The organism is Halanaerobium sehlinense, from assembly GCF_055379485.1.
In genome coordinates this window covers 950,830-962,828 of sequence record NZ_AP042442.1, presented here as the reverse complement: position 1 = coordinate 962,828, position 11,999 = coordinate 950,830, and the positions used below count along the sequence as shown (strand labels likewise).

General features: G+C 32.8%; 12 protein-coding genes and 1 other annotated feature. Of the genes, 1 reads left to right on the top strand and 11 read right to left on the bottom strand.

Annotated features, from left to right (window positions below; translation table 11 throughout):
• Positions 1-26: 26 nt before the first annotated feature.
• From ACZ446_RS04705 to ACZ446_RS04675, 7 genes are all read right to left on the bottom strand, one after another.
• Entirely contained in the window at positions 27-503 is a 477-nt protein-coding gene (locus tag ACZ446_RS04705) for a tripartite tricarboxylate transporter TctB family protein (RefSeq protein ID WP_464393963.1), read from the bottom strand.
• A 43-nt stretch (positions 504-546) separates the two neighbouring features.
• Positions 547-999: a universal stress protein gene (locus tag ACZ446_RS04700; protein WP_464393962.1), complete on the bottom strand. Its 453-nt coding sequence runs from the start codon at positions 997-999 to the stop codon at positions 547-549.
• A 143-nt stretch (positions 1,000-1,142) separates the two neighbouring features.
• On the bottom strand, positions 1,143-2,120 hold the full coding sequence (locus ACZ446_RS04695) for a tripartite tricarboxylate transporter substrate binding protein (protein WP_464393961.1): 978 nt from the start codon (positions 2,118-2,120) through the stop codon (positions 1,143-1,145).
• A 70-nt stretch (positions 2,121-2,190) separates the two neighbouring features.
• On the bottom strand, positions 2,191-4,185 hold the full coding sequence (locus ACZ446_RS04690) for an FAD-binding protein (RefSeq protein WP_464393960.1): 1,995 nt from the start codon (positions 4,183-4,185) through the stop codon (positions 2,191-2,193).
• A gap of 1 nt (position 4,186) precedes the next feature.
• Entirely contained in the window at positions 4,187-4,966 is a 780-nt protein-coding gene (locus tag ACZ446_RS04685; protein ID WP_464393959.1) for a 3-ketoacyl-ACP reductase, read from the bottom strand.
• Between the two features lie 24 nt (positions 4,967-4,990).
• Complete coding sequence (locus ACZ446_RS04680) at positions 4,991-6,307, bottom strand: NADH:flavin oxidoreductase (RefSeq protein WP_464393958.1); 1,317 nt, start codon at positions 6,305-6,307, stop codon at positions 4,991-4,993.
• Between the two features lie 269 nt (positions 6,308-6,576).
• On the bottom strand, positions 6,577-7,608 hold the full coding sequence (locus tag ACZ446_RS04675) for a LacI family DNA-binding transcriptional regulator (protein WP_464393957.1): 1,032 nt from the start codon (positions 7,606-7,608) through the stop codon (positions 6,577-6,579).
• Between the two features lie 212 nt (positions 7,609-7,820).
• On the opposite strand from ACZ446_RS04675, the gene ACZ446_RS04670 reads away from it, so the two are divergent.
• The gene (locus tag ACZ446_RS04670; protein ID WP_464393956.1) at positions 7,821-7,976 is read left to right on the top strand and encodes a XapX domain-containing protein; all 156 of its coding nucleotides are present in this window, start codon (positions 7,821-7,823) and stop codon (positions 7,974-7,976) included.
• Between the two features lie 169 nt (positions 7,977-8,145).
• Here the strand turns inward: ACZ446_RS04670 and ACZ446_RS04665 are convergent, their stop codons facing one another.
• The 4 genes from ACZ446_RS04665 to ACZ446_RS04650 all read right to left on the bottom strand — a co-directional run bounded on the left by ACZ446_RS04665 (position 8,146) and on the right by ACZ446_RS04650 (position 11,906).
• Entirely contained in the window at positions 8,146-8,655 is a 510-nt protein-coding gene (locus tag ACZ446_RS04665) for a GNAT family N-acetyltransferase (protein WP_464393955.1), read from the bottom strand.
• Between the two features lie 10 nt (positions 8,656-8,665).
• Positions 8,666-9,655 carry an ornithine carbamoyltransferase gene (gene argF / locus ACZ446_RS04660; protein ID WP_464393954.1) on the bottom strand — a complete coding sequence of 330 codons (990 nt, stop codon included), beginning with the start codon at positions 9,653-9,655 and terminating at the stop codon, positions 8,666-8,668.
• A 104-nt stretch (positions 9,656-9,759) separates the two neighbouring features.
• Positions 9,760-9,969: a binding site (T-box leader), on the bottom strand.
• A 92-nt stretch (positions 9,970-10,061) separates the two neighbouring features.
• Entirely contained in the window at positions 10,062-11,423 is a 1,362-nt protein-coding gene (locus ACZ446_RS04655) for an MATE family efflux transporter (protein WP_464393953.1), read from the bottom strand.
• 27 nt (positions 11,424-11,450) lie between these two features.
• Positions 11,451-11,906: a SoxR reducing system RseC family protein gene (locus tag ACZ446_RS04650; RefSeq protein ID WP_464393952.1), complete on the bottom strand. Its 456-nt coding sequence runs from the start codon at positions 11,904-11,906 to the stop codon at positions 11,451-11,453.
• Positions 11,907-11,999 lie beyond the last annotated feature (93 nt).

Here is an 11,999-nt window from a genome sequence, read left to right as displayed (position 1 = left end):
ATTCCACTTAACTTCACCTCACATATTTAAATTAGTAATCCACCTGTTGGAAATGGGATATTAATAAATTCATTGAAAACTAAATAAATCACAATTGTAATAATTAAAGAAATAAATCCAAGTTTCTTAATGCTTCTTTCCTCTTTTGAAAAAAGACTGTATATCATAATTGATATAAAAATAAATGTAGCTGTTGCAAAGCCTAAGTAAGTTAACAAATATGGATAAATAATTAGCATTACTAATGTACCCAAAAACAATTTAAGTGAGGAAGTGTTTTTCCAAATTTCTATATCACCTTTATTCTTATAATCCTTAACAAATGCAGTAATTATTAAAGCAACTGCAAGCACAGCTAATATCACTGCCAAAAGTTGGGGATAAAAACCTGCATTTAATACCCTTGGTCTTCCCTCCCTCACAGGAAAGGTTCCAGAATAAAAATATAATGCTCCCGCAAAAATCAAAAGCAGAGTACCGAGTATTTTATCATATTTTTTCATTATTTTACCACCCCTTTTATATCTAAAATTATACCATGAGAATCTATTTAACAACCAATACTGAAGTCTTAGCCTGACGAACAATTTTTTCTGAAGTACTGCCTAATAATTTATCCTTTAATTTTCTGCTGCCTTTATCAGCAATGACTAATAAATCAAAATCGTTTTCATCAGCATATTCCACAATATCTTCAGCTGGATAATTTCCTTCTTTAACAACTCTTTTAGTTTTTAATCCCTGTTCTCCTAATACTAATTCACACTGACCATAAACCATACTGCAGGTTTCTAGAGCTTTTTCGGTTTCAGCCTTTTTCATTTCTAACTTCTTATTTTCTTCATCCAATTTTTCTTTTGAAGTTACCAGTTTAAAATCAGGGCTAACTACTGTTAAAAAAGTTACATCACCTTTACAGAGAAGAGCAAGTTCCTGAGCTTTTTGAGCAACTTTTGAACAGCTTTCTGACCCTTCAATTGCAACTAATATTTTAAGCATTTATATCACACCTTCTCATATCAATAATTAATATAATCAAAACATAAAGAAGGGTTTTTCTATTATCTTATTCCAATTATACATTATCCAATTTATTAATAGAAAAACCCTTATTTTAGATCAAGTATTTTTTAAAACTAATTTTAATCATCAATAAATTCTACACCAAGATCATTTACTAGATAGTCTAAGCGTGCTTCTGCTGCGTCTACAGTTCCCTGAAACTCTTCCGCATTTTTATAAATAGGTTGGAATCCAGCTTCAATTAAGAAGTTTTCAATTTCTGGATCTTCCATTGCTTTTTTAATTCCTTCTTCTAAAACAGCAATTCTTTCTTTAGGAGTTCCCTTTGGTGCTACAAAACCACTATAGTTACCAATTGAAAGATCAATACCCTTTTCTTTTAAAGTAGGTACATTTGGAAAATCAGGATGTCTTTCATCAGCAGCGATAGCCAGCATTCTTAAGTTACCTGCTTCAACCTGTGGTGCAACATCTGGTAAAGGGATATTTGTTGAATCAACATGACCACCAACTAAGGCTGTAATAGCTTCTGCATAACCAGGGTAAGGAACATGATTTAATTCAATGCCTGCTTCCTGTTCAAATACTGCTGCATAAATATGTGCACTAGCTCCTGTACCGGAGTTAGAATTTTTAATTTCTCCAGGATTATTCTTAGCATATTCAACATATTCTTCAATTGTCTGCCATGGACTATCAGCATTAACTGTAACAGTTGCAGGAATTGTGATAACCTGAGCAATTAATTCTACGTTTTCCATTTCTGGATACATTGGTGAAACATACTTAGCCGAAACAGTAGACATAGAAGTAGTTCCTATTGTATAGCCATCATTTTTGGCATTTTCAATTAACATTGAACCAACTACTCCACCACCACCTGGCTTATTTTCTACAACAAAAGCTTCACCATAATAATCTTCTAACCAGTTAGTTATAGGTCTTGTAAGTACATCTGTCATTCCGCCAACAGACCAGGGAATAATAACTCTTACATCTCTTTCAGGATATTCTGCAAAAGAAACTCCAGATACACTAAGTACTAAAACTACCATAAGCGCTGCTACTAAAAATGATTTGCTTAAATTTCTTCTCATTTGATCTCCTCCAATTTTTTTGTTTAAAAAATTACGAAACTAAACCCCTGCCTATTTAATTATCACCCCCTTATTTGATAATCTTTCCTTTCATATACTTATTCCAAACATTTTCAAACCAGTTATCATCTTGAGGAATTTCTTTAACCTGCTCCCAATTGAATTCACAGTTATCGCCATCATAAAAAACTCTCTGAATTTTATCATTCAAATGATCATTTCCTGCTTTAAATCTAAACTTTTCATCTAAATCATCTATTGGAAGCTTACCATCACTATCATAAATTAGATAGGACCCTCTACTTATTCCTCCCTTTTTGATATAATCCTTTATTGCAGATAGATAAACATATTGAGTTATTAACATATCATAATTTTGAAATGCTAATGGAAGCTCTTTGATTGATGACAACTTGCTTTGTTCTAACAAGTTATCTAAATCAATTTTGCTTGCTTTAATCCCCTTTTCTGCAGACTCTAAAGAACGAATATGTGCTCCAATTTCGCTCATTCTCTGACCAATCTTAGATCTAATATCTAAAATAGTTGAAGATTTATCTGTATTTTGAACAAGTTTTTCTCCCATAGTTATTTTCTTTTCTATCTCAGCTTTTGCTGACTCTAAAAAATCGTCCAGCTCTAATGGATCTCCCTGATAGTTAGCAGTTATATACTGTGCTGCTCTTGTACTCCCAACCTGACCTGAGTTTAAGGCACTCCCGCCAGGTCTATATACACCATGGCTGCCGTTAACTTCTCCAACAGGGAAAAAGTTCTTAAGATTACTTTCCCACCAGAGATCAGCATGTAAACCACCATTGTTGTGCTGAGCACAAACTGCAATTTCTAAATACTCTTTAGTGATATCAATTCCATTATCTTGATATAGATCAATTGCTGGCTGGTTCATTTTAGCGAGCCTCTCAATTGGCGTACCAAAAAGAGAATTTGAATTGTCTAGATACTCATATGTTTCTTTACCTAAAATTGAGAAGTCTAAATTACCTTCTTCATCAGAACCCCAGCTTGGATTTCCCATAAAATCAAGCCAGACTCTTCGTCCTTTGATCACTGTCTCGTTATACACTAAAATATCAATTATTGAAGAAGCATAATCATGAACTTTTTTAGGGTCAAAAGGCCACTGATAACCTTTTAGAAAAATAGCGTCCAGCATTTTACCTGGATCATTAAAATATTCTTCTAAAAACTCTTTTTCATCATTTCCTGACTGATCTGTAGAAACATATCTCGGCAGTACCTGCTGATAAGTTCCGGATAAATTCCATCTAAACTTGATCGAAGCAATACCATACTGTGATTCAGTTAGGTTTTTACCCTTTGCTCCTGCTTCCAGAGCAATACCTGTTGCTCCTGTTTGGCTCCCCGGGTAAACAGAAGTTGCATACATTCCTGCTGGGCCTCCTGTTGCATAAATAACATTTTTGCAGTTAAAAAGTGTATATCTTTGATTTTCATCTTCCAAATTATTTAAATTTAAAGCTAAGAGCCCAATTACTTTTCCCTTATTTTCATCTGTCAAAACTGAGATTACCTGATAACCATCAAAAATTTTAATATTTTTAGCTTTAACAGTTTTCTCTAAATTCTCGGTCATTAATTTAGATGTTAAAGGTCCAGCAGAAGTAGCTCTCTGTCTTGGGTCATGATCAGTTTTATAACCGACATATTCTCCAAATCTATTATGCGGAAAAGGAACTCCAATATCCACTAAATGATAAAAACTTTGAGCCGAAAGAGCTGCTTCTGTTAAAGCAATATCTCCATCCATACTTCCTCCAGCATAAAAAGTTTTGGCCATTTCTAGAACTGAATCATCCTCTTCCCCAGCAAGGGTAAGTTTATAGTAAGTTTGTTTATCAGAACCGGTGTTTCTTGATGTTCCTTGATTGATACCTTCAGTTATAATTGCAATATCTTTTTGCCCATAATTATATAAGCGGTCAGCAGCATTAAAGCCAGCAGCTCCTGAACCAACAACTGCTGTATTGAGATTATAAACTTCTACGTTTAAGTCTTTAATCTTAGTATTAAATGACTGCAATTTATAACCTCCTTAAATGAAAGCCGCCATCAACATTAATGACTTCAGCTGTTGAAAAATCAAGCATTCCTGAACAAAAAACTGATACTGCCTTTGCAATGTCTTCGGGATAACCCCAGCGCTTGATCGGAGTAATACCCTCTCCTATTAATTTATCGTATTTATCTTTAACTACACTTGTCATATCTGTATAAATTATTCCCGGTCTTACCTCATAAACATTTATCTCATATTCTGCCAACCTATCTGCAAATAACTTAGTAATCATACTGATGCCGGCTTTTGAGATACAGTACTCTCCTCTCCCTGGAGATGAAGTATAAGAAGATGAAGAAGCAATATTCACAATTTTTGGCTCAATTTCAATCTTATTATCTTCTTTTTCCGCTACCATAATATTTGCAATCTTTTGAGTGAAGAAAAATGTTCCTTTTAAATTGATATCCATTACAAAATCATAACTTTCTTCGGTTGTTTCAAGAATATCTTTTCTTACCTTTGGTGCTACTCCGGCGTTATTAACTAAAAAATCTATACGTCCATATTTATCCATAACTTCATCAACAAAAGTGTTTCTATCTTCAGTATTTGTTAAATCACCCTGGAAATATAAAACTGGTATGTTCTTTTCTTTTATCTGGTCTATGTTTTCTTTAACATCATCAAAATTAAGAATATCAAAAATAGCTACTGCATAACCATCGTCTGCTAATTTTTTTGCAATTCCATGCCCTATGCCTCGAGCAGCACCAGTAACTACTGCTACTTTTTCTTCAATCATTTTCAAATTCCTCCTTTGAAAAAATTATTTAACTGTTATTTCTTTTAAATAAGGTACATAAATCTCAGCATCTCTAACAACACATCCGCTTGCCTTATTATGAGCTTTTAAATAAGCACATTTACTGCAGCTTACACAAACTTTGCTTTTATCCAGACTATTATTTTCAATAATTTCTCTTGCAAAATCAGGGTAAGCTAAAGCCAACCTACCAAAGCCAATCATATCTGCCCAAGATCTTTCTATAACAGCTGCTGCACTATATGGGGCATATTCTCTTAACCAGCTAAATCCAGTACCAATCACAAGACATTTATTGACTTTTTCTGAAACAAATTTTGTTAAATTAATTAGTCTCTCAACTCCAACAATTGGCTCTTCATCAGGCTCCATACCTAAACCACTCGAATTATCATAGGGACGATTTATATATGGTTTTAGATATGGGGTGCTTGCAGTTATATTAATAATTTTAACACCCAATGCTTCTAGCTCTTTAATTAAACGCTCTGGCTCACTTAAATCCATATTTCCATTTTCATCAGTTCCCCAGCCATATGGATAAGCAAGATCATCATAAACATTTAATCTAACAACTATATCAATATCAACATTATCTTTTACTTTTTTTATGGTGTTCTTCAAAAGTCTGGTTCTGTTTTCATAGCTGCCACCATATTTTCCATCTCTGGTATGAGCTGCCAAAGCCTCTGAAAATAAATATCTGTGACAGGCTTTAATATCTACTGCATCAAATCCCGCCTCTTTAACCAATTTAGAAGCTCTTAAAAAATTATCTTCTACCTGCTCTAATTCTTCATCAGTCATAACTTCTTGATCAGGAGAAATCCCAGCAGATTTATCACTCAATTCGTGGTGGAATAAAATGTGATTATTATTTCCATATCTCCCCGAATGGTTTAGTTGGACTGCTAAATATGGATTAAAGTCATCACCATATATGTTTTTTGCTTCATCCCTCATTAAAACAGCTAGTTTTTTAAAAGAATCAAGATTTTCTTTTTTAATTAATAGCTGTTTATTATTTGCTCTTCCCTCTTCGCTAGCAGCTACTGCTTCCAGCCAGATCAGTCCAGCTCCACCTGCAGCAAATCTTTTGTACCTTCTAATAGTTAATTTGCCAGGGCTACCATCCTGGTTGGCATCTGTTCCTTCCATTGGATGAACAGCTAATCTGTTAGGAATTACCCTATCTCCAAGCTTTATTTCTTCTTTTAAAATTTCTAAATTTTGACTAATCGGAATATTCAAACCTAGTTTGTCTATCTTATTTTCTAATTCTTCCAAGGATTTAAATTTAAATTTATCCTTTTCTTTCATAATCATACCCCCACTCAATAAAATATAGCAATTTCAATTTACAGAAAACAATTTCCATAAACATAAAAAAATCTACTTTTAGTAGTTTTTATAATTTAGGAAAACAGTTTCCTTTTGCGCAAAAAATTTATGTTAGTTCAATTATAAACAATATCTTGTTAGTTGTCAAACAATTTACCCAATTTTTTATTTTAAAATTCTTTAAATAAAATTCAAACAATTGATCAAGCTTGTTATTTCAGGAACTATCTTTGTTAAAGAAAAATTAATTAATTTAATCTTTTTAGTGAATCTCTCATAATTAATTTGGTTTCTATATCTTTAAATTGATAATCACAATTTTCATTTAATCTATTCAATAAAAATTCTCCAATATTTGTTCCAAGTTGATAAATTGGAATTTCAATAGTAGTTAAAGATGGGTAAGAATATTGGGCTTCTGGCAAATTATCAATTCCAACAACAGAAATCTGATCAGGAACTTTTATATTTTGATTATTAAGCTCCCACATTGCCCCCAGTGCAGTTGAATCATTAGCTGCAACAATTGCAGTTATTGAATCAATTTTTTCTATAATTTTTAAAGCAGCTTCTCTCCCCCCATTAAAACTAAAATCTCCTTTAAAAATCAAATTATCATCTAAAGTAATACCATTTTTCTCTAAAGACTTTTTGAATCCTTTTTTTCTTAAAAAACTGGTATAAAGTTTTTCCGGGCCATCAATATAAGCAATTTTACGGTGCCCATATTCGATTACTTTATCTGTTATAACTTCTATTGCACGATCATTTCCTAAAATAATATTTTTAATATCAAAGGGATGAGGTGTTATTCCCAGTACTAATGTGTTTTGGTTCTGGAGCTGGTTAATCATTGAATGCATTTTTTGCTCATATTTTTTATCCATTAAAGCTCCCCCAGCTAAAATAATTGCATCAGCTCTATTTGCTTTAAGTAGATTAAAAGCATGCAGTTCTTTTTCTACTGTGCGGCTTGTATTATAAATATTGACTATATATTCATGCCCTGATATGAATTCTTCAATTCCCTTTACCATCTGGGCAAAATACGAATCACAAATATCGTGAACAATTACACCAATTATATTAGATCTATCACTTTTTAGCCCCTGAGCAATTCTATTTGGAGAAAAATTTAATTTTTTGATTGCTGCCTCAACTTTCTCAGCAGTATCTTTACTAACAGGGTGATCACTATTATTAATTACTCTAGATACAGTTGTTGGTGAGCATTCTGCGAGTTTAGCAACATCCTTGATTGTAACTTCTTTATTAGCCATAATGAGCTCCTTCCAATACCTTACAATTAAACTATAAAATAATTCTAACATATATTTAAAAAGCTTTCAATTATATATGGAAAACGTTTTTTTAATAATTTTGAAGTTTTGAAGATTTATTTTTGACAAAATCAAATAAATATAATAAAATAGTAATGTTGGTCGTCTGACGTCTAACAAAATATTATTAATCAGTTAAAGGAGAATCAATTATGAATCAACCAATATTAGCAGCAGTTACAGGTTTAATTGTTGGAGGTTTATTTTCTTTCTTAAATCTACCCATACCTGCTCCACCAAGCTTGGCTGGTGTAATGGGAATAGTAGGGATTTATCTAGGCTTCGTTATAACGAACTCTATATTTTAAAAAAATTAGTTAAAGCTAAAACGACACGCATTTTCATTTGAAATCTAAAATTTTACAACTTTTATAAATGATTAAACCCCACTCAAATTTGAGTGGGGTTTTAGCTTCTCCATTCTTAAATAATTGGCTTTTATTTAAAATGAAGATTGTCGAGGGAATTTCGACAAGTTTATTTAATTGTTTTTATCCAAAGGCCACGCTCATAACCCTTTTTATTATCAGTTTCAAGGCAGTTAAAGCCCAATCCCTGGTAAAAACAAATTAATTTTTCATTTTCTAAAGAAGAATAAAGCTGAAGATAAAGCGCATTTATTTTTCTTAACTCTTCTACAGCTTCTTGAAAAAGCATGGTTCCCAAACCCTGATTCTGATAAGAAGGGGAAACCGCAAATCTTTTTAATAAATACCTTTTATCACTAATTTCTTCCAACCTTAATGACGCGACAATTTTATCTCCATCAGTTAAAACTAAAACAATATTTTCATCTAAATCTTTTTTAACTTCTGATAACTGCTCTCTTAGAGCTGAATTAATAACTTCTTTTTTATTCTCATTTTCATTTTTTCTTTTTGCATAATCTGCAAAAGCCAGCTGCATTAAATTATGTATTTCAGCTGCATCTGAAAATTTAGCCTGCCTACAATCATATTTAAAATTTTTACTTACTGCTGTCATCATTTAACCACCCCTATACTGTAGCTGTCATAACAGCTTTAATTGTATGCATTCTATTTTCAGCCTGGTCAAAAACTTTTGAATACCTGCTCTCAAAAACTTCTTCTGTAACTTCCATCTCTTTTAAATTATATTCCTCAAATATTTTCTTTCCATTTTCAGTTTCTATATTATGATAAGCTGGTAAACAGTGTAAAAATATTAGATCAGGATTTTCTGCATATTCAATCATTTCCATATTTACCTGATAAGGTTTTAATAATTCAATTCTCTTCTCAAATTCTTTTTCTTCTCCCATCGAAACCCAGACATCTGTATAAATTGCATCAGCACCTTTAACCCCAGACTTAATTTCAGCAGTAACATTAATTTCAGCTCCAGAATCTTCTGCTAGATCTCTACATGTCTTAAGTAATTTCTGTTCTGGCCATAATTCTTTAGGTGCTACAATTGTATAGTTAACTCCCATAATAGCTGAACCAACCATTAAGGAATTAGCCATATTATTTCGGCCATCACCAGTATAAACTAAATTAAGTCCTTCCAAGTTGCCAAAGTTTTCTTTTAAAGTTAAAAAATCGGCTAAAATTTGAGTTGGATGATATAGATCAGTAAGGCCATTCCAGACAGGCACTCCAGCGTATTTCCCTAAAATTTCAACGGTCTGATGCTCATAACCTCTAAATTCTATTCCATCGAAAAACCTACCTAAAACTCTAGCTGTATCTGCAACTGACTCTTTTTTCCCGAGCTGAATATCATTTTTACCTAGATATTCAGGCATTCCTCCTTCATCTCTAGCTGCAACTACAAAAGCACATCTTGTTCTGGTGGACGGTTTTTCAAAAATCAAAGCAATATTTTTCCCTTCTAAATTATTACCTTTAATTCCTGCTCTTTTCTTAGATTTTAAATCTCCTGCAAGAGTTAACAAATAATCAATTTCTTCTTTTGAAAAATCTTTTAAAGTAAGAAAATTTCTCCCCTTTAAATTATAAGCCATAATTATCTCCTCCTTGAATACTCATCGGCCTGAAAAATATTAATCCAAACTCTCCTGACTGCTAAAATTACTCATAAACTAAAAAACCCCCGCACTCTTATCCAATAAGAGACGAGGAATTACCCGTGTTACCACTCTAGTTGTCAGTCAATAAGACTAACCACTCTACAACTTAACGCGTTTAACGTCTCTACCTACTAAATTCAGCAGAGAACCTCCTGAGTGCGTTTCGAAATATTTTACCTGTCGGACTCGCAGCTACTCCGACTTGCTGGAAGATAATTTATTTCTACTCTCTCAATCAACGGTTATTATTTATTAAATTAAAAAGTTATTTTTTACTATTATATAGCCGCTTTGAAGATATTGCAAGTTTTTTAAAAAAGTAAAAATATTCTGACAAAACCTAAACGTCTATTAATTTCCATTTTCCCTTTTTAAATCTGTAAAAAACATAAGTACCGCGAACTGTCCAATCAATTACCATTGCAGACCAGGCTCCAACTAAACCAAATCCTAAAGTATGTACTAAAATATAGCCTAAAAATAATCTAAAAATCCAGGTCGAAAGAGCTGTTGAATAAAACACCGCTTTAGTATCGCCAGCACCACGCAGTGCTCCGGCAAAAATAAATTGGGTTCCCATTGGTATTTGAGCCAGGGCAATAATTCTTAAATTTAAAGAAGCTCGTGCAACAATTTCTGAATCAGATGTATAAAGGCTTATCAGCTGTTCCGGAATTATTAAAAATATAAGTGCCATAAACCCCATTATTAAAGATCCGATTTTCCAGGCTTCAAAAGTTCCTTTTTCCGCTCCTTTAGGGTTTTTAGCTCCTAAATTTTGACCTACAATTGTAGTAGCTGCAACTGCTATTCCAAAACCAGGCATATAAGAGATCGACTCTGCATTTAGAGAAATTTGATGAGCAGCAAAAGCTGTAGTTCCTAAAGAAGCAATTACTCTCACAAATAAAAGCTGAGCCAGTCTTCTTACAGATTCTTCTAGAGCAGTTGGAATTCCTACTCTTAAAACTCTTTTTGTGAGCTCAAGATCAAATTTAAAAAACCCTTTAAATTTCATCTTTAAAACACTATAATCAGAAAAAGTTAAGGCTAATAAAATTATTCCTCCAATTGATCGGGATAAGGTAGTAGCTAAGGCAGCTCCATTAACTCCCAACCTAGGAAAACCAAAATTACCAAATATCAGCAAATAATTGCCTGCGATGTTTAAAATATTAACTAAAATATTAACCTTCATTGGTGTTTTAGTTTCTCCAGCTCCTCTTAAAGCAGCTGTTACTATAAAAGCTAATACCATAAAAACAAAACCGGGAGTCATAACTCTTAAATATCCAGTTCCCAGCTTAACTACTTGAGCTTCTCCTCCCATAAAATTTAATAAATCAGGAGCAAAAAAATAAAAAATCGAGGCAAAAACAACTGAGAATATAATAGACATCAATACTGATTGCTGTAAAACAGAAGCAGCTTTTTTATTTTGATCAGAACCGGTAAATCTTGAAACTAAAGCTGTTGTACCTACACCCAGGGCAGAAGCCAAAGCAGTCGAAAAAAATACAGGCTGCATTGTTAAACCAATTGCAGCCACAGCAGAAGCACCTAAACGCCCAACCATCATCATATCAACAATGTGAGTAATTGTTGCCAATGATTGTTCGGCAATTACAGGCCAGGCAAGCTTAAATATTACATTTTTAGTAGAACTATCTTCATTTATAATTGCTTTATTATCTGCTGCCACCTGATCACCTTCATTATCTATTAAAAATTAACTGTCATAATAAAAACCATTATGAGTTACTACCCTAGTAATCTGAGGATGAAAATAACTTTTTGCACCTGCTTTTCTGTCGAAAAATCTCAGAAGAAAAAATGATAAAAAGAATGAAACAACTGAACCAATAATCCCAGCTATCTCCCCATTTTCTATAAAAGCTGATAACCAGCTGCTGCCTGCAAAATAGCCAGCAATAATAGCAGCTAAAGGAAGCAAATAGACAACAAAAGCTGAAAATAAGACTGGCTTTGTTCCCATTTCTAATTCAACCATACTTCCAACTTCAGCTCCAATTGGATCATTAACCAGAACTTCCATCTCTTCCATCTCATGAGAATCTTCAGCCAGCATACATTTTTCATCACAGTGACTGCAGGCGGAAGTCCTAATTATTTGTACCAAACTTTGACCATTTTCTTTTTTGATTACTCTGGCCTTTTCTTTCATTATCTAATCACTCTTTCCTTCAAAAAATTTAATAAAATTCAATTACTTTTTATTCTAACAAATACTTAAACTAAAATAAAGAGCATTTATTAC

What these genes read in the sequence shown, in the direction of transcription:
- ACZ446_RS04705 (WP_464393963.1), bottom strand. Translation starts at nt 503, where the DNA reads ATGAAAAAATATGATAAAATACTCGGTACTCTGCTTTTGATTTTTGCG.
- ACZ446_RS04700 (WP_464393962.1), bottom strand. Translation starts at nt 999, where the DNA reads ATGCTTAAAATATTAGTTGCAATTGAAGGGTCAGAAAGCTGTTCAAAA.
- ACZ446_RS04695 (WP_464393961.1), bottom strand. Translation starts at nt 2,120, where the DNA reads ATGAGAAGAAATTTAAGCAAATCATTTTTAGTAGCAGCGCTTATGGTA.
- ACZ446_RS04685 (WP_464393959.1), bottom strand. Translation starts at nt 4,966, where the DNA reads ATGATTGAAGAAAAAGTAGCAGTAGTTACTGGTGCTGCTCGAGGCATA.
- ACZ446_RS04680 (WP_464393958.1), bottom strand. Translation starts at nt 6,307, where the DNA reads ATGAAAGAAAAGGATAAATTTAAATTTAAATCCTTGGAAGAATTAGAA.
- ACZ446_RS04675 (WP_464393957.1), bottom strand. Translation starts at nt 7,608, where the DNA reads ATGGCTAATAAAGAAGTTACAATCAAGGATGTTGCTAAACTCGCAGAA.
- ACZ446_RS04670 (WP_464393956.1), top strand. Translation starts at nt 7,821, where the DNA reads ATGAATCAACCAATATTAGCAGCAGTTACAGGTTTAATTGTTGGAGGT.
- ACZ446_RS04665 (WP_464393955.1), bottom strand. Translation starts at nt 8,655, where the DNA reads ATGATGACAGCAGTAAGTAAAAATTTTAAATATGATTGTAGGCAGGCT.
- argF (WP_464393954.1), bottom strand. Translation starts at nt 9,655, where the DNA reads ATGGCTTATAATTTAAAGGGGAGAAATTTTCTTACTTTAAAAGATTTT.
- ACZ446_RS04650 (WP_464393952.1), bottom strand. Translation starts at nt 11,906, where the DNA reads ATGAAAGAAAAGGCCAGAGTAATCAAAAAAGAAAATGGTCAAAGTTTG.